Here is a 17,774-nt window from a genome sequence, read left to right as displayed (position 1 = left end):
CGGATAACCAATAAGAACAGGAGTAACCCATGCAATTCTTCGACGATTCCCTGCACCCGGAAAACATGGAAAAGGTCGTCATCACCGTGGCCCCGTACGGCCCGGAATGGATGCCTGAAGACTTTCCCGAAGACATCCCGCTGACCATGGACGAGCAGGTGCAGAAGGCGGTGGATTGTTATGAGGCGGGAGCAACGGTTTTGCACCTGCACGTGCGCGAACTGGACGGCAAGGGCTCCAAGCGCCTGTCCAAGTTCAACGAGTTGATCGCCGGTGTGCGTGAAGCCGTGCCGGACATGATCATTCAGGTCGGGGGCTCGATTTCCTTCGCGCCGGAAAGCGATGGCGAAGCGGCCAAGTGGCTGTCTGACGATACGCGACACATGCTGGCCGAGCTGACGCCAAAACCCGATCAGGTCACCGTGGCGATCAACACCACCCAGATGAACATCATGGAACTGCTGTATCCGGAATACCTGGAAGGCACGTCCCTGGCCAACCCCCTTTTTCAGGCAGCGTACAGCGAGATGACCGTGCCGGCAGGCCCGGCCTGGGTCGCCGAGCACCTCAAGCGTCTGATGGACAACGGCATCCAGCCGCACTTCCAGCTGACCGGCATGCACGCGCTGGAAACCCTCGAGCGCCTGGTGCGCAAGGGCGTCTACAAGGGCCCGTTGAACCTGACCTGGATCGGTATTGGCGGCGGTTTCGATGGCCCCAATCCATTCAACTTCTTCAACTTCATCCACCGCGCGCCAGACGGTTGCACCCTGACCTCCGAGTCGCTGCTCAAGAACGTCATGCCGTTCAACACCATGTCGATGGCCATGGGTATGCACCCGCGTGTGGGCAATGAAGACACTATCATTGATCACAAGGGCGATCGTTTCGGCTCAGTTGCGCAGATCCAGCAGACTGTGCGCATCGCCCATGAACTGGGTCGCGAAATCGCCACCGGCAAAGAAGCCCGTGAGATCTACCGCATCGGCGTGCAGTACCAGAGCATTGAAGAAACGCTGCTGGCCAACGGCATGGCCCCCAACCGCAAGGCCGGGCAGAAAGGTGTGCCGCAACGCGGCTGATCGACAGACGAAGGGGGAGGTCAGTGGCCTCCCGCTCACTGCACTGCAACACGCTTGATAACAACAATAAAACAAAGCTTTGAGGAGGCTGCATGGCCTTTCACCCAATCGCCGCAGACGATGACGACGGTGCTGTCGTGGTTGCGCGCAAATATGCCTGGATAGTCTTCGCCCTGACGTTCGGGCTGTTGATTTCCGATTACATGTCGCGCCAGGTGCTGAACGCGGTGTTTCCGATGCTCAAGGGCGAATGGTCCCTGAGCGACGGTCAGCTCGGCCTGCTCAGTGGCATTGTCGCGCTGATGGTGGGGCTGCTGACATTTCCCCTGTCATTGCTGGCGGATCGCTTCGGCCGGGTCAAGAGCCTGGCGCTGATGGCTTTGCTGTGGAGTCTGGCGACACTGGGCTGCGCAGTGGCGCAGGACTATCAGCAGATGTTCATTGCACGGTTCATGGTCGGCGTCGGCGAAGCGGCGTACGGCAGCGTCGGCATCGCGGTGGTGATTTCCCTCTTTCCCAAACACATGCGGGCCACGCTGGCCAGTGCCTTCATGGCGGGCGGCATGTTTGGATCGGTATTGGGCATGGCCCTGGGCGGCGCCATCGCGGCCAAGCTTGGCTGGCGCTGGTCGTTTGCCGGCATGGCGCTGTTCGGCCTGGTCCTGGCAATGCTTTACCCGATCATCGTCAAGGAAGCACGCATCGCCCCGCAGCGCTTGGTGAGCAAGGCCGCCGCGACGATCAAGCACCCGTTGCGTACGCTGTTTTCCAGCCGCTCTGTGATCGCGACTTATGTTGGCAGCGGCTTGCAACTGTTCGTCGGCGGCACGGTGATTGTGTGGATGCCCAGTTATTTGAATCGCTACTACGACATGGGCACGGACAAAGCCGGGGGCATGGCAGCGATCATCGTGCTGTGCAGCGGCGTGGGGATGATCCTGTGCGGCATGCTCAGTGACCGTCTGTGCCGTCATTCACCGGAGCGCAAGGTGTCCCTGGCCATCGCATACTGCCTGGGCAGCTGCGTGCTGTTGTCGCTGGCCTTCGCGTTGCCGCCGGGGCCTGCGCAACTGGGGATGATCTGCCTGGGCATGCTGATTGCCGCGGGCACCACCGGCCCGGCCGGGGCCATGGTTGCCAATCTGACCCATCACTCGGTCCACGGCACGGCGTTCGCCACCTTGACCCTGGCCAACAACATGCTGGGCCTGGCGCCAGGGCCGTTCATCACCGGCCGAGTGTCCGATGTGATCGGCCTGCACGGCGCCTTCCAACTGGTGCCCCTCGTCAGTGTCCTGGCGGCGGCGGTGTTTTTTTATGCCCTGTGTCATTACCACAAAGACATCACTCGGATGAGGGATGAGCGCGTCGATGACGTGCCCGGTACAGCAGCGTGCGAGGTGAAGTTGTGAGTGGTCGTTTACGGATTGACGTGTTTTTCGATTTCATCTGCCCCTGGTGCTTGATCGGCAAGCGCCAATTGGAGCATGCGCAGGTCCAGTTTCGCAGTCGCCATCCGGGTGTGCAGATCACCACGGCGTGGCATGGGGTGCAGTTGCTGCCTCAGTTGCCGGTAGAAGGTGAACCCTTCGCCGATTTCTATCGCAAGCGTCTGGGTAATGCCGGCGCCATGACCGTGCGTCAGGCCCAGGTTCAGCAGGCTGCCAGGGCAGTTGGACTGGCCATCGACCTCGGCCGCATCGAAACGATGCCCAACACCGCTGACGCCCATCGTTTGTTCGAGCGGGTCAGCGCGCTGGGCAATGCTACTCAGCGTGAAATGTTGCTCGAACGACTGTTCGCCGCTTATTTCCGCAAAGGCGAAAACCTCGGTTGCCGTGAGACGTTGCTCGCGATTGCCCGCTCCTGCGGCGTCGATACGAACACGGTGCTCGATTGCCTGAAGGGCGACGCCACGCCTTTTGACGGATTCCCCGGAGCGACCAGTGGCGTGCCAGGCTTTCAGTTCGACGGCCGTATGACAGTGATCGGAGCACAACCTGCCCAGGCGCTGCTCGGGGCCATGAATGAAGCACTCAAGGAAAGTGATCGCGAGCGGCAGCCGGCATGATCAAACGTATTCCCGTACCTGTCGGCAAACACCCGCAGGCCGGTGGCCGTGCGCTGTTCGAGTTTGAAGACAAAAGTCTGGCGCTGTTCAACGTCGACGGGCATTTGTTCGCCATCGACGATAGCTGCCCGCACCAAGGCGCCTCGCTGTGTGGCGGGCGCCTCGACGGGCGAACGATTCAATGCTGCGCCCATGGGCTGCGTTTCGATCTGGCCAGCGGCTATTTGCTCAACTCCAACGCACTCAAAGTCGCCAACTACCCGGTCGAGGTGGTCGACGACCAGGCCTTTATTGTCATCGTTTCCCAGGAGTCCGCGCCATGAGCGCCATTGCTCTCACCCGAATCCATAGCCGAACGCGCGAGTTGGCGCCCGGCTTCATCGTCAGCTTGATCGTCGCGGCTGCCGCTTCCTTTCTGTCCGAGCATTACGGTGCGCCGGTGATGCTGTTTGCCTTGTTGCTGGGCATGGCGCTCAACTTCCTGGCGAGTGACGGCGTGTGCAAGGCCGGTATCGAGTTCACGGCGCGCACTGTATTGCGCATCGGCGTGGCGTTGCTGGGCATGCGCATCACCCTTGAACAGATGGCGGCGCTGGGTTGGAAGCCGGTGGCCCTGGTGGTGATTCTGGTGGTCGTGACCATCGGCGTCTCGGTGATCGCGGCCAAGGCTCTGGGTTTTCAGCGTTTGTTCGGCATGCTCACTGGCGGGGCGACCGCCATCTGCGGTGCCTCGGCGGCCTTGGCGCTGGCGGCGGCGCTGCCAAACCATCCGCAGAAAGAGCGTGCCACGTTATTTACCGTGATTGGGGTGTCGGCGCTTTCAACCCTGGCAATGATCGTCTATCCGATGATCGCCAACTGGCTGTCGTTGTCGCCGCAGGTGGCCGGGGTGTTTTTGGGCGCGACCATCCACGATGTCGCCCAGGTGGTCGGCGCTGGTTACAGCCTGTCGACCGAGACCGGCGATACGGCCACGGTCGTCAAGTTGATGCGTGTCGCGATGCTGCTGCCAGTGATCGTCTGCGCGGCCATGATTACGCGAATGCAAGGTGCCGACCCCACAGGCAAACGGCCGCCGCTGTTGCCGTGGTTCGCTGTCGGTTTTCTGATTCTGGCCTGTATCAACAGCACCGGATGGGTCGCGCCGCAGGTGCAGGGGGCGATCAATGAATTGTCGCGCTGGTGCCTAGTGGTTTCGATCAGCGCCCTGGGCATGAAAACCCAACTCAAGGAACTGGCCGCCGTTGGCCTCAAGCCGATCTTGCTGATGGTGGGGGAGACCGTGTTCCTTGTGATTCTTGTGCTGCTTTTACTGCGCTGGGGGATGTAAGTCCCACGGCATGCCGCACCCTGTTCCACAGCCGCCGCATTGCGTTAACTCCAGCGTCGTGCGGCACTCGACCGGCGTCACAAGCACCGGTTTTTTACGGCGACTGCACCAGCAGTCGCCGTTTTTTTTGCTCAGGATTATGTGGGGCCAGGGGAGGGTGGGGTGTCCGTCAAGGCCTTGGAAAGACCGGGCTTTTGCGTGCTGCGCCAGGTGGCGGGCGGCATGCCGAATTGCGTGATAAACCAGCGTGTGAAAGAGCTCGCCATGGAATAACCGAGCATGTCGGCGATCCGGCCCAGCGAGTAATTCGGGTTCTCCAGATAACGCAGCACCAGGTCGCGGCGCACTTCGTTGATCAGGTCGTTGAACGCGCAGCCATCGTCTTTAAGGCGACGCTGCAGCGTGCGCACGTTCATGCCCTGGGTCTGGGCGATTTGCTCGATGGTGGCGCGCCCCATGGGCAGCAGCAGGTAGATGGCTTTACGCACTTCGAACAGGGTCGACGGCCCTTCGGGGCTCTGCAGCGAGTCCAGGTAGCGCTGGGCGTAACGGGCCATGGCCGGATCGGCCTGAGGGTTGGTCATGTCGAGACTGGCATCGGGGCAGACGATGCCATTGAACTCGCTGCCGAATTCCAGGTTGCAACCGAACAGGCGCCGATGCAGCTGCAGGTTGTCCGGAGCCTGGTGAGTGAAGTTGACGCTGTAGGGGTGCCAATGCGCACCGAGCAGGGCGGCGCAGAGCCGGAACATCACACCGATTGCCAGTTCATTGGCTTGTCGGCAGGGCATCGGTGACTCGGTGACCACTTCCTCGCGGATGATCACCATCCTGCCGGCTTCCTCAACAAAGATCGCCAGGGAATCGTTCATCAGGTGGCGGTAATGCACCAACACGTGCAACGCATCGCGCAGCGTTCGCTGATGAGTCAGCAGCAGGCTGACGACGCCGAAATCCGAGAGCTGACGCGATTCGGCCATGCTCAGGCCGAAGGTCTGACAACCGCTGGCCGCCGCCGAATCCTCCAGCAGGCGCACCGCCGAATCGATCGGAATACGATGCTCGGGGGCTTGCAGGCGGGCCTTGCTCAGTCCGACGTTCGCCAGCAAATCATGGGGGTTGAGCGCCAGGTAGTGGGCCACTTCCAGGTAGTTGGTCAAGACGGCGGCGCGAACAAGCTTGGTCATGCAGAAGTCTTTCCTGGTAGGGACTCGATGGAAATGAGCGTGGCCGACTATAGCCAGCACGTCATGAAATGAAAAGTTTTTGCAGAGGCGTTTTCAGCTTCTCAACGACGACTCATCGGCGGCAATCCCGGTGTCATCAAAAGAAAAATCGCTGTCGTCAAATGAAAAGCGAACCAGGTGTGGGCTCTTTAATGTCGGACCTACAAAAAGATTCTGGCAACACAGCCAGTCGAGTCATCGTGAAGGCGAAGGTGTTCAAGTGAACAAACTGCAAACTGCCGCAACCGTTCTGATCGTACCGGGTCTGCGCGACCACGTTGCCGAGCACTGGCAAACGCTGCTGGAGGCCCGGTTGAGCAACGTGCGCAGCGTCCCGCCGCTTGAAACCGACAAGCTCGACTGCGCGGCCCGGGTCCGGGCGATCCAGCATGAACTGGAGCAGATCGACGGCCCGGTGATTCTCGTCGCCCACAGCGCCGGCGTGCTGATGGTCGCGCACTGGGCGGCCCGGCATCGCGCCCCGATCAAGGGTGCGTTACTGGCCACGCCGCCGGACCTCAATGCCTCCTGGCCCCAGGGCTATCCGTCCGCTGAAACCCTTCGAACCCACGGCTGGGACCCTCTGCCTGCCGGCGAGCTGCCTTTTCGCAGCATCGTCGCGGGCAGCACCAACGATCACCTGGCTAGCCTCGAGGCCGTCACCCGAATGGCCCGCGACTGGGGCAGCGAACTGGTCAACCTCGGCGAGGTCGGCCACCTCAACCCTGCCTCGGGCTTTGGCCATTGCCCGCAAGCCGAAGCACTCATTCTCGAACTGGATCGCTAGTCAGGCATCTGGCCGGCCGCGATACGTCCGGCAACTGCTCTGACGCGAGAAACAAACGCCGGCCCTTTCACCAGGGCCTGTGCAAGGAAAGCTGCGCTTAAAAATAAGTACAACATGGCGGAGACACCGTAATGCATAACAATAAGAGTCACGGCCACACACACCCTTCGCGTCACAGTCTGTTGGCCCTGGCCATTCTCGCTGCATCCATGCCGGTGGCCCACGCCGTCGAGCTCGATACCGGCAATCCTGACTGGGCCGTGCGTTTTGATAACACCGTGAAGTACAACTACGGCGTGCGCACCGAAAGTGCGGACAAGCGCATGCTGGGCACGCCGAACAACAACGACGGCGACTACAACTTTCGCAAGGCCGGGACCAACATCACCCACCGTGTCGACCTGTTGACCGAGATGGATGTGGTCTACAAGGACCACATGGGTTTTCGTGTCAGTGCCGCGAGTTGGTACGACAAGGCGTATGAAAACACCGGTTCCAACTCCAACCCGTTCGTCAACGGCAATGGCGGCACCTCGGGCCTGGTCGCCAATGACCCGCGCCTGGCGCCGGTGACTCGCGACAATGTCGGCAACGGCAGCCCACACCTGAGCAACTACGCCCAGCGCTACTACACCGGTCCCTCCGGTGAAATCCTCGACGCCTTCGTGTTCTACAGCACCGAAGTGGGCGAGGAGTCGCTGTTCAGCGTCAAGGCCGGGCAACACAACGTGTTCTGGGGCGAAACCATCCTGAACCCGGTGCATTCGATCAGCTACGGCCAGGCTGGCCTGGACCTGGCCAAGCTGGCGGCATCGCCCGGCACCGAGGCCAAGGAGCTGTTTGTCCCGCGCAACCAGATGTCGATGTCCTTCACGGTCAATCCCGAGCTGACAGTAGGAGCCCAGTATTTCTTCGATTGGGATGCCGCGCGCCTGCCAGAGGCGGGCACCTACTATGGCGGTTCCGATCTGGTGGGTTTCGGCGCGCAGTCGTTCCTGCTGGGCAACACCAATTCCGTGGTCCCAGGCAGCCCGTTGGGTTGCGGCCTGGCACCTTGCAACGCATTGACCAACGTGCGCCGTGGCGATGACCTGACACCTCGTAATTCTGGCGATTGGGGCGTTATGGCCAGATGGTCGCCCGCCTGGCTGGACGGCACTCTTGGCGTTTACTACCGCCAGACGTCGGACATTTTGCCTCAGGCCTGGCTCGACGCCAGAGGTTTGAGCTCGGCCAATGCCAATGGCACCGCCCCGGCAGGTCAAGTGCCGGCGGTGGTCAACACGCTGAACTCGCTGAGCACCGCCACCTATCAACTGGCGTACTCCGACAAGATCGACATCTTTGGCCTGAGCCTGTCCAAGGACATCGGGGGTATCAGCGTCGGCAGTGACCTGAACATCCGCCATAACATGCCGCTGGCCAGTATCCCGGCGATTGTCAGCACCAGCAGTCCGCTTGGGCTGGGGCGTGGTCTCGGTCTGTTGCCTCCGCGAACTGCGGCCACCGGTGTCATCTACGACACCCCGCACGATGGCGACAGCATGAGCGCCACCGGCGACACGCTGCACTGGACGATCAACGGCCTGATGACCCTGCCCAAGACCCCGGTGTTCGACTCGGCCGTTCTGCTCGCCGAGCTCTATTACAGCAATCTCCTCAAGCTCGATGACAAGAATGAAGCGCTCTACAAGGGCAAGAGTACTTACCGCGGTCTCGATGCGCCGACCCGTGACAACTGGGGCATCGCGGTCAATTTCACGCCGACCTGGTACCAGGTATTCCCGGGCGTGGACATGAGCCTGCCGATGTCCGTCAACGTGGGGCTGGACGGTGTTTCACCGGTCTCTGGCGGTGGCGCGAAAGACACCGGCAACTATGCGTTAGGCGTCGGTGCAGCGATCTACAACAAGTACTTCGTCGACCTCAAGTACGTGGACGCCTTCGGCAAGGCTGACAAGTGCAATGTCAGCGGCAACAGCACCGGGGCTGCCAACGCCGGAAGTGGCGACGGCTCCACGCCGAACGCCTTCAGCGGTAACGAAAACTATGCGTGCTACGCCGGTGGCTATTCAGCCTTCTCGGGCGGCGGTGCGACCACCGAAGACCGTGGCGCGCTGTACCTGACGCTGAAAACCACCTTCTGATTCACCCAATGCTTAGTCACTAAGCAGGAGTATGACCCATGAAATTCGTCCCAACTCTGCTGGCCGCGTCCCTGGCCATGGCCGCTGCCGTTCATGTACAGGCAGCCGTATCGACACAAGAAGCCGCCCGGCTGGGCAGCAGCCTGACCCTGATCGGCGCCGAAAAAGCCGCCAGCGCCGACGGTTCCATTCCCGCCTATGCCGGCGGGCTGACCACGGCCCCGGCCAGTTTCAAGGCCGGCGACAGCATGCGTCCGGACCCTTTCGCCAGCGAGAAACCGGTGTTGGTGATCGATGGCAAGAACGTTGATCAGTACAAGGGCATGCTCAGTGCCACCACGGTTGAACTGGCCAAGCGCTTCCCCAGCTACCGCGTCGATGTCTACCCGACCCATCGCACCGTCGCCTTGCCGCAAGCGGTGCTGGACAACAGCGTGAAGAACGCCAATGGCGCCAAGTCCCTGGAAGGCGGGCTGGCCATCGACAACGTATTGCCCGGCGTGCCGTTTCCGATTCCGCAATCGGGCAGCGAGGCGATGTGGAATTTCCTGCTGCGTTATCAGGGCGTCAACATCAACTCCAAGTACGACTCCTGGAACGTCGACTCGGCCGGGGTGGCGAGCCTGGCGACCACGGGGCAGGCGTTCATCACTTACCCGATCTACGAAAATATGGCGCAGCCCATCAGCAGCGCGGACGTGTACTACCAGATGAAGTTGTATTACACCGGGCCGGCGCGGCGGGCCGGCGAGTCGATCATGCTCAAGGACGCGGCCAACCCGCTGGAGCAGCCGCGCCGCGCCTGGCAGTACCTGCCGGGCCAGCGCCGCGTGAAATTAGCACCCAACCTGGCGTATGACACGCCGAACCCGGGGACTGCCGGCGCCGGCACTTACGACGATGTGTTTGTGTTCAACGGCGCACTGGATCGTTACGACTGGAAGCTGGTCGGCAAGCAAGAAATGATCGTACCGTACAACACCTACAAATTGACCTACGCCCAGGATCCGAAAAGCTTGACCACGCCCAATCACCTGGCGCCCGACTTCGTACGCTGGGAGAAACACCGCGTGTGGGTGGTGGAAGGCAACCTCAAGGCAGGTGCACGTCACGTCTATCAGAAGCGCCGCTTCTACCTGGATGAAGACAGCTGGGCCGCACTGGCTTCTGATCAGTACGACGCGCGTGGTCAGCTCTACCGTGGTTCGTTCGCGTTCCTCAGCCAGAGCTATGACAAGCAGGTACCGGACTCCACGCCTTTCATGATCTACGACCTGATCGGCGGGTCCTACAACATCAACGGTGTGGTGGGCCCTTACGGCGGCATCCGTTACATCGACTCGCTGTCCAAGGCGCAGTGGTCGCCGGAGTCCCTGGCGGGCGCCGGTATTCGCTAAAGCGACCTGTTGCAACGCCGGGCTGCACGCGACGTGCGCCCGGCGCAGTTTTTTCATGAGGACGCCGTATGTGTTCGTACAAAAAGTACCGGCAGTTGGCGCTGGGTATGGCCCTTGCTCTGTTGCAGGGCTTTGCCCACGCCACCAGCTTCGTCGACGTGCTGGACCAGCCGGCCAAGGCCAGCGCCCTGGCGGTCAGCAGCCCGTTGCTGGGCGTGGCCCGTGCGGGAGAGCGGCTGGTCGCCGTCGGGCAACGTGGCCACATTCTCTATTCCGATGATGGCGGCAAAGACTGGCAACAGGCCGCCGTACCGGTCAGTGCCGACCTCAATGCCGTCAGTTTTCCTTCAGCAGCCCAGGGCTGGGCGGTCGGCAATGATGGCGTGGTGTTGCACAGCAGCGATGCCGGAGAAACCTGGACCAGACAACTGGACGGTCGGCAGATCGGTGCGTTGCTGGTTGAACATTACGGTGCGCTGGCCCGCGCCGAACCGGCCAATGAGCAATGGGCGACGCTCGCCGCCGACGGACAGCGGCTGACAGAGGAGGGCGCCGACAAGCCGCTGCTCGACGTTTGGTTCGCCAACGAAAAAACCGGTTATGTGGTCGGTGCGTTCAACCTGATTCTGCGTACCGACGATGGCGGTCATCACTGGACACCGTTCCAGGACCGCACCGACAACCCGCAAGGGTTGCACCTCAATGCCATCGCCTCGACGGGGGATGCGCTCTACATCGTTGGCGAACAGGGGTTGTTGCTCAAGTGGGATGACCTGGGCCAGCGTTTCGTGGCACTCGATTCGCCGTATCAGGGCAGCTTTTTCGGAGCGATTGGCCGGCCTGGCGAAGTACTTGTCTACGGTCTGCGCGGGCATGTGTTTCGCAGCCTCGACGGGGGTTCCAGCTGGACCCCGCTGAAGACCGGCCAGCAGGTCAGCATCTCCACTGCCACGGTGGACGCCAAGGGTCGATACCTGCTGTTTAGCCAGGCAGGACAAATGCTGGTCCACGTAGACGGCACGCGCCTGACATTGGTGCCTCAGCAAAACCTGTCCCCATCAGCCGGCGCCATCAAGGCGCCCGACGGCAGCCTGGTGCTGGTGGGCAGCCGTGGTGCACGCGTACTGAACGTCAAGTAACAATCGAATCAATAAGAGCGAGTACCCAGACATGGCAAACATCAAGCAAGACACCATGCCGGTGATCCGCCACTTGCGTGACTTCGATCAGCACTCCGGCAACCGGCTGGAGCGCTGGGTATTCAATTACCGCCCGCTGTTCATGCTGTTCATGGCGTTGATCACGTTGGTCCTGGGCTACATGGCGGCTACCCGCCTGGAGCTGCGTCCCAGCTTCGAAAAGATGATTCCGCAGAGCCAGCCCTACATTAAAAACTTTTTGGAGAACCGCAAATCGTTGCGCGGCCTGGGCAGTTCCGTGCGGGTGGTGGTGGAGAATACCCAGGGCGACATTTTCGACCCCGAGTACCTGGCCGTGCTCAAGCAAGTCAACGACGACTTGTTCCTCACCGCAGGCGTTGACCGCGCCTGGATGAAGTCATTGTGGAGCCCTTCGGTGCGCTGGAACGAAGTGACCGAGGAAGGTTTCCAGGGTGGCCCGGTGATGCCCGATGCGTACCACGGCTCCCCCGAAGACATCGAACAGCTACGCCAGAATATCAACCGAGCGGGCATCGTCGGCAGCTTGGTGGCCAGCGATTTCAAATCGAGCATGTTGATTGTGCCGCTGCAGGACAAGACCTCGGCGACCGGTCACAGCATCGATTACCACGCGTTCGCGCAGATGCTTGAAGAGCAACTGCGCGACAAGATCGAGTTTGCCGGCGACAGCAAGGCACGCCAGGCGGGGGAGGAGGGGCAGGGCAAGTACAAGGTCCGCGTGATCGGCTTTGCCAAGTTGATCGGTGATCTGATCGACGGCCTGATCCAGGTGATGATGTTTTTCGGTCTGGCCGTGGTCACCTCGTTCGTCATCATCTACCTCTACACCCGTTGCCTGCGCAGCACATTGTTGGTGATTTTCTGCTCGCTGACGGCGGTGGTCTGGCAGTTGGGTATCGTGGCCTGGCTGGGTTACGCCATCGATCCGTACTCGGTGCTGGTGCCGTTCCTGATCTTCGCCATTGGCGTGTCCCACGCCGCGCAGAAGATGAACGGCATCCTGCAGGACATCGCCCTTGGCACCCATAAACTGGTGGCGGCGCGGTACACCTTCCGGCGTCTGTTTATCGCCGGAGTCACCGCGTTGCTGGCCGACGCGGTGGGTTTTGCGGTGTTGATGCTGATCGATATTCCGGTGATTCAGGACCTGGCGATTACTGCCAGTATCGGCGTCGCGGTGCTGATCTTCACATCGCTGTTGCTGATGCCGGTGGCCCTGTCTTACATCGGCGTTGGCGCCAAGGCTGCCGAGCGCGCACTGAAGATCGACAACCGCGCTGCGCAGAGTCGCGGCTTTGGCAAACTGTGGGATTTGCTCGACCGTTTCACCACCCGCAAGTGGGCCATGGGTATCGTGCTCGGTGCTGTGGCGTTGGGTATAGCGGGCTTCGTGGTCAGCCTGCAACTGCAGATCGGCGACCTCGACAGCGGCGCCCCGGAGTTGCGCGCGGACTCGCGCTACAACCGCGATAACGCTTACATCACCAGCCACTATGCGCTGTCCAGCGACCTGTTCGCGGTGATGATCAAGACTCCGCCGGAAGGCTGCCTGAATTATCAGACGCTGATCCTGGCCGACCGTTTGGCTTGGGAACTGCAGCAATACCCTGGTGTACAAGCGACTTCATCGCTGGTTAACGCGGTGCGCCAGATCACCGCGGGATCGTTCGAGGGCAACCCCAAGCTGAACAGCATCCAGCGCAACCAGAACGTGCTGAACTATGCCGCGCAGCAGGCCTCGGTCAATGCGCCGGAATTGTTCAATACCGACTGTTCGGTCATGCCGGTGATTGCCTTTCTCAAGGACCACAAGGCAGAAACCCTGGACGCAGTGGTCGCCATCGCCGACAGATTCGCCAGGGAAAACAGCACCGAGGACCGACAATTTCTGCTGGCCGCCGGCACCGCCGGTATCGAAGCGGCGACCAACATTGTGGTACGTGAAGCCAACCATACGATGCTGCTTTACGTGTACGCGGCGGTGACGCTGTTCTGCCTGATCACCTTTCGCAGTTGGCGCGCCACGCTGGTGGCGCTGTTGCCGCTGGTGCTGACGTCGATACTGTGCGAGGCCTTGATGGTGGTCATGGGCATCGGCGTAAAGGTGGCGACGTTGCCGGTGATCGCTTTGGGGGTCGGGATCGGGGTGGATTACGCGCTGTATTTACTCAGCGTGCAGCTGCAATACCAGCGCCAGGGCTTGCCGCTGGCACAGGCCTACCGTAACGCGGTGTCGTTCACCGGCCGGGTGGTGGGGCTGGTCGGCATCACCCTGGCCGCCGGAGTGGTGTGCTGGGCCTGGTCACCGATCAAATTCCAGGCCGACATGGGCATCCTGCTGACCTTCATGTTCCTCTGGAACATGCTCGGTGCGCTGATCCTTATCCCGGCGCTGTCGCATTTCCTGCTGCGAAATATTGCGCCTGTTCCATCAAAGGCCACTGAACGCCCGGCGGAACTTGTAGGGGCACACCCGTAGGTTGGCACTTAAGCGAATAAAACGATTGATAAAAACGTATATAAGCTTTAAACGGGAGGCTCTCTGGCGTAGTGCCGGAAAATAATAAATGAGTATCGCCAGTTTTGGCTCAGGGAGCGCTGATGAGTGTTCGTCCATTGACCGACTCCCCGCGGCAATCGATCGATTGCGACGTTGTCGCCGCTCAACTAAACGGAAGTTCGGAATCTGTCGGCATGGCCCACGTCAACAACGACGACGCGGTCGAACAATTGCTGGCCTCTGCGCGCCACTGGTGCCACACCACCGCATGGGTGGTGTACCGCGCCGGTGAACAAATGCACCTGGTCGGGCAGGGCGATCCACAGGCGCAGTGGCCATCCAGCGTTGCCAATGAAGAGTTCGAAGCCTTTTGCCTGGCTCGGCAGTTGCACCGCTGGCCAACCGGCAGAGGCGAAAGTGTACTGGGTTGGGTACTCGCGCCAGTCGATGACGCCGAGGAGTCGGCGCTCGCAGAATTTGCGCAGCGCCTGGGCATTCAAGTACAAACCAACACCCTGGCCCGTGCGCAGATTACTCAGCGTGTGCTGTATGAAATTACTTACCTCGCCAGTTCGACCCGCGACCGGTCAGTGTTTCTGGTGGGGGTTCACCAGTTGCTGGCTAGCCTGATCGATGCCGAGAACTTCTATCTCGCGCTGTATGACCCGCACACGGGCAAGATCGACTACCCGTATTACGTCGACATCATCGACGTTGATGCCGTGGAGGCCGAGCACTACGAATACCTTGATGCCTCGCACCTGTCGTTGACCGGCCAGGTGTTGACCACGGGCCAGCCGTTGCTGATTGACGCCGCCGGTATTCGCGCGGCTCAGGCCGAGGGCCGCTTCTATTGCGTGGGGGATCGTCCCGAGTTCTGGATGGGCGCACCGTTGAAAAATGCTTCGGATGACGTGTTTGGCATGCTGGCCATGCAGGTCTACGACGTTTCCCGCACCTACAGCGCTGAAGACCGCGCGCTGTTTCTGGTGGTGGCCCGTCACGTGGCCATGGCGCTGGACCGGATTCTGCACCGCGAGAACCTGGAAGGGATTGTCATGCGCCGCACCCTCGAGCTTTCGGCGCTCAACGCGGCATTGAGGCAGGAAGTGGCAGAGCGAGAGCGCGCTGAACATCTGCAGAGTGCGCTATTCCAGATTGCTGAACTGTCGAGCCAGCCTGGCGATATGGCCGAACTGTTTCAAACCTTGCATGGCATCGTCGGTGATCTGCTGTTCGCGCAGAACTTCTACATCGCGTTGTTCGACGACGCGACCGGTGAAGTGACCTTTCCTTATTATGTCGATGAGCGACAGACGACTTGTCCAAAGGCACGTCGTGGGCGCAGGGGCTTGACCGAGTACATCATCCGCCAGCGTCGACCTTGCCTGATTGACTCGGGCGAGGCTGAGCGATTGTCTGCACAGGGCGAAATCGAATTGGGCCATGAGTCTGTCCGATCTTACTCCTGGCTGGGCATTCCATTGTTCGATGGCGACGTGGTGCGTGGCGTGCTGGCGGTGCAAAGCTATACCTCGCAGGTGCGCTACTCGCTGCGTGACCAGGAACTGCTCACGTTCGTGTCGCGGCACATCGATACAGCGTTGTCGCGACGCACGGCCGCCGAAGCGATCCACGCTGCCAACCTCAAGCTCGAAGCCCGGGTGCAGAACCGCACACGCGAACTTGATCACGCCAATGCCAAGTTGCAGCACGAAAACTCCCACGATGCGCTGACCGGGCTGCCGAATCGTACCTACCTGCAACAGCGCCTCAATCTGGCCTGGTCGCGATTCGGCAGCGAAGGCGGGCACCTGGCGGTGATGTTCATCGACCTCGATCGTTTCAAGATGGTCAACGACAGTCTCGGTCACCACTTTGGCGATCTGCTGTTGATGCAGGCCGCCCACCGTTTACGCAGTTGCCTGCGCGACACCGACATGCTCGCGCGACTGGGGGGCGATGAGTTTTCGGTACTCGCTCCCGAGGCGCCGCTGGACGTGCTGATCGAAATCGCCGAACGGATCCTGGTGGCGTTTGACCTGCCGTTTTTCATCAATGGCCATGAAGTTTTTTCGTCCTGCAGTATCGGTATTGTCAGCGCCGACAGTCAGTTCCATCACGAACCCGCCGACTTGCTGCGCGATGCCGATGCGGCGATGTACCGGGTCAAGAGTGCCGGTCGCGACAGCTACGCGGTGTTCAATCAGGAGGTGCGCCGCGAAGTCTCGGACCAGATGGAGCGAGAAGGGGCCTTGCGCAATGCGCTCAAACGTACCGACGAATTGCTGCCGTATTTCCAGCCGATTGTCAGCGTCGAAAGCGGCGAACTGTTGGCACTTGAAGCGCTGATCCGCTGGCATCAGCCGGGCGGCCGAGTGATCGGGCCAGGTGAGTTTTTGCCGAATGTCGAGGGATTGCGTCTGATCGGTCGACTGGACCTGTACATGCTCACCAGCGTCGCAGTGATCCTCGCACAACCCCAGCACGCCAATTGGCCGGCGGTGCACGTCAATTGCTCCAGTTACAGCATGATGCGCCCGGACTTTGCCAGTGATGTGCTTGCACTGTTGGCGCTGCACCAGGTTGCGCCGTCGCGGATCTGCCTGGAATTGACCGAAGGAGCGTTGGTGGCCGAGCCGGCTATTGCCCGGCAGAACATGCAGCAATTGGCCGACAACGGCATGTCGGTAGTGCTCGATGACTTCGGTGCAGGATTTTCATCCCTGAGCTACGTGCATCAATACCGTTTCAGCGGCTTGAAGATCGACAAGTCATTCATCCTCGAACTGACCACCAGCACCCGCAGCCGCGCGATCGTGCGGGCGATTGTACGAATGGCTGAATCGCTTGGCCTTAGCGTGGTGGCCGAAGGTGTCGAGGATGAAGCGACGCTGGTCTTGCTGCGCGAAATAGGCGCTGGGCAGGCCCAGGGTTATTACTTTGCCAAGCCTATGGGGTTGGATGCATTGCTGGAAACGTCGCTGGTCGGTCGCTAGGGTTGAACAATTTATATAACTAAACTAAACAGACATTTAGCTTAGTTATAATTCATGGGTATATAAAGGTTGATAGTCACTGAATGAGAGGGCTCAAGCCAAATGACCAACAATGTGTTCAAAACCGTCGTTCCTGGCGTTGATGCACTAATCGCAGCACTGGATTTGGAGCCTCATACCGAAGGGGGTTTCTACCGCAGGACTTTCCAGTCGGATCGCCATGCCATGGTTGAAACAGATAGCGGCCCGCGTTACCTGATGACATCCATTTATTATTTGCTGACCCAGGATTCGCCGACAGGCCATTTCCATCTCAACCAATCAGACATCGTGCATTACTACCATTTGGGAGACGCGATTCAGTACAGCCTGATTTTTCCAGACGGCTCGTTGAAAACTGTGGTGATGGGCAGCGACGTTATCGCCGGAGAATGTTTGCAGCTGCATGTGCCGGGCGGTGTCTGGAAAGCCTCGCGGCTTACGGATGGATTGTCGGGATACGGTTTGATCAGTGAAGCGGTTTCGCCCGGGTTTGATTATGCGGATATGGAGTTGGGTAATCGGCAGAAGCTCAGCGAGCAATTCCCGAAGCATTCGCAGCTGATTGGAGAGTTGACGCAGGAATGAGGAGCCTGGCCAATTGATCGCCTCAAAACCTGCGTGTAACCGGGCTAATCTCGAAACATAATGTTGGTGAAAATAGGAATGGTCGGATGATTGTGCGGCTCATTACTTATTGAATTTATTGAGTTTTATTAAAAAATTGCATTTGTTGTGTTGCAATATTCATACAGTCGGTTTTGTTGCGTGAAAGGACTTGTCCGTGCGCAACACTTTTGGGCTAACTCAGCTAACAGTCGCATGAATGACTGAAGCAAATGTTGCTGTTTAGCCTTAAGCATTCACTGCAGCCTATCGAAATGCTGCTTTCGATTTAGGCCTATTTTTGGCTCAACTACGAGTTCGAACCCCGCGAGCCTGTCGAATTTGGTAATGCTGGCGGATCTGAACTGGTAGCTATCGGCTGTGGATTCAACCGGTCGACAACGACAAC

13 protein-coding genes are annotated in these 17,774 nt (G+C 60.0%); 12 read left to right on the top strand and 1 reads right to left on the bottom strand.

All coding sequences use genetic code 11. The features are described from left to right. Positions 1-29 precede the first annotated feature (29 nt). The 5 genes from ACA060_RS14725 to ACA060_RS14705 all read left to right on the top strand — a co-directional run bounded on the left by ACA060_RS14725 (position 30) and on the right by ACA060_RS14705 (position 4,483). Positions 30-1,082, top strand: coding sequence for a beta-keto acid cleavage family enzyme (locus ACA060_RS14725; RefSeq protein ID WP_497311565.1), 1,053 nt, complete (start codon positions 30-32; stop codon positions 1,080-1,082). 92 nt (positions 1,083-1,174) lie between these two features. Then, positions 1,175-2,494, top strand: coding sequence for an MFS transporter (locus tag ACA060_RS14720; protein ID WP_497311564.1), 1,320 nt, complete (start codon positions 1,175-1,177; stop codon positions 2,492-2,494). Beyond that, positions 2,491-3,153, top strand: a complete 663-nt coding sequence (locus tag ACA060_RS14715; RefSeq protein WP_109631581.1) for a DsbA family oxidoreductase — start codon at positions 2,491-2,493, stop codon at positions 3,151-3,153. Before ACA060_RS14720 ends, ACA060_RS14715 begins: the two co-directional genes overlap by 4 nt. After that, positions 3,150-3,476 (top strand): Rieske (2Fe-2S) protein, encoded by a 327-nt coding sequence (locus ACA060_RS14710; RefSeq protein WP_497311563.1) that lies wholly within the window; start codon positions 3,150-3,152, stop codon positions 3,474-3,476. Before ACA060_RS14715 ends, ACA060_RS14710 begins: the two co-directional genes overlap by 4 nt. Next, on the top strand, positions 3,473-4,483 hold the full coding sequence (locus ACA060_RS14705) for a YeiH family protein (RefSeq protein ID WP_109631576.1): 1,011 nt from the start codon (positions 3,473-3,475) through the stop codon (positions 4,481-4,483). The genes ACA060_RS14710 and ACA060_RS14705 overlap by 4 nt, the downstream gene beginning before the upstream one ends. Positions 4,484-4,620: 137 nt before the next feature. On the opposite strand, the gene ACA060_RS14700 is transcribed toward ACA060_RS14705, so the two are convergent. Continuing rightward, positions 4,621-5,670: an AraC family transcriptional regulator gene (locus ACA060_RS14700; RefSeq protein WP_497311562.1), complete on the bottom strand. Its 1,050-nt coding sequence runs from the start codon at positions 5,668-5,670 to the stop codon at positions 4,621-4,623. A gap of 259 nt (positions 5,671-5,929) precedes the next feature. Between ACA060_RS14700 and ACA060_RS14695 the strand changes: the two genes are divergently transcribed. The 7 genes from ACA060_RS14695 (at position 5,930) to ACA060_RS14665 (ending at position 17,347) form a co-directional block, all read left to right on the top strand. Next, on the top strand, positions 5,930-6,496 hold the full coding sequence (locus ACA060_RS14695; RefSeq protein ID WP_497311561.1) for an RBBP9/YdeN family alpha/beta hydrolase: 567 nt from the start codon (positions 5,930-5,932) through the stop codon (positions 6,494-6,496). Between the two features lie 131 nt (positions 6,497-6,627). Next, on the top strand, positions 6,628-8,643 hold the full coding sequence (locus ACA060_RS14690; RefSeq protein WP_497311560.1) for a DUF1302 domain-containing protein: 2,016 nt from the start codon (positions 6,628-6,630) through the stop codon (positions 8,641-8,643). A 38-nt stretch (positions 8,644-8,681) separates the two neighbouring features. Continuing rightward, positions 8,682-10,040, top strand: coding sequence for a DUF1329 domain-containing protein (locus ACA060_RS14685; protein ID WP_109631568.1), 1,359 nt, complete (start codon positions 8,682-8,684; stop codon positions 10,038-10,040). Positions 10,041-10,108: 68 nt separating this feature from the next. Continuing rightward, entirely contained in the window at positions 10,109-11,179 is a 1,071-nt protein-coding gene (locus tag ACA060_RS14680) for a WD40/YVTN/BNR-like repeat-containing protein (RefSeq protein ID WP_497311559.1), read from the top strand. A 31-nt stretch (positions 11,180-11,210) separates the two neighbouring features. Then, positions 11,211-13,700 (top strand): efflux RND transporter permease subunit, encoded by a 2,490-nt coding sequence (locus ACA060_RS14675; RefSeq protein ID WP_497311558.1) that lies wholly within the window; start codon positions 11,211-11,213, stop codon positions 13,698-13,700. Between the two features lie 122 nt (positions 13,701-13,822). Further along, positions 13,823-16,720, top strand: a complete 2,898-nt coding sequence (locus ACA060_RS14670; protein WP_497311557.1) for a sensor domain-containing phosphodiesterase — start codon at positions 13,823-13,825, stop codon at positions 16,718-16,720. 102 nt (positions 16,721-16,822) lie between these two features. After that, positions 16,823-17,347 (top strand): cupin domain-containing protein, encoded by a 525-nt coding sequence (locus ACA060_RS14665; RefSeq protein ID WP_109631558.1) that lies wholly within the window; start codon positions 16,823-16,825, stop codon positions 17,345-17,347. Positions 17,348-17,774: the final 427 nt, after the last annotated feature.

The sequence above is a fragment of the Pseudomonas sp. LBUM1671 genome (assembly GCF_059695685.1).
This window is presented reverse-complemented; position numbering and strand designations above follow the sequence as displayed.

What these genes read in the sequence shown, in the direction of transcription:
- ACA060_RS14720 (WP_497311564.1), top strand. Translation starts at nt 1,175, where the DNA reads ATGGCCTTTCACCCAATCGCCGCAGACGATGACGACGGTGCTGTCGTG.
- ACA060_RS14665 (WP_109631558.1), top strand. Translation starts at nt 16,823, where the DNA reads ATGACCAACAATGTGTTCAAAACCGTCGTTCCTGGCGTTGATGCACTA.
- ACA060_RS14700 (WP_497311562.1), bottom strand. Translation starts at nt 5,670, where the DNA reads ATGACCAAGCTTGTTCGCGCCGCCGTCTTGACCAACTACCTGGAAGTG.
- ACA060_RS14710 (WP_497311563.1), top strand. Translation starts at nt 3,150, where the DNA reads ATGATCAAACGTATTCCCGTACCTGTCGGCAAACACCCGCAGGCCGGT.
- ACA060_RS14725 (WP_497311565.1), top strand. Translation starts at nt 30, where the DNA reads ATGCAATTCTTCGACGATTCCCTGCACCCGGAAAACATGGAAAAGGTC.
- ACA060_RS14670 (WP_497311557.1), top strand. Translation starts at nt 13,823, where the DNA reads ATGAGTGTTCGTCCATTGACCGACTCCCCGCGGCAATCGATCGATTGC.
- ACA060_RS14690 (WP_497311560.1), top strand. Translation starts at nt 6,628, where the DNA reads ATGCATAACAATAAGAGTCACGGCCACACACACCCTTCGCGTCACAGT.
- ACA060_RS14705 (WP_109631576.1), top strand. Translation starts at nt 3,473, where the DNA reads ATGAGCGCCATTGCTCTCACCCGAATCCATAGCCGAACGCGCGAGTTG.
- ACA060_RS14680 (WP_497311559.1), top strand. Translation starts at nt 10,109, where the DNA reads ATGTGTTCGTACAAAAAGTACCGGCAGTTGGCGCTGGGTATGGCCCTT.
- ACA060_RS14685 (WP_109631568.1), top strand. Translation starts at nt 8,682, where the DNA reads ATGAAATTCGTCCCAACTCTGCTGGCCGCGTCCCTGGCCATGGCCGCT.
- ACA060_RS14675 (WP_497311558.1), top strand. Translation starts at nt 11,211, where the DNA reads ATGGCAAACATCAAGCAAGACACCATGCCGGTGATCCGCCACTTGCGT.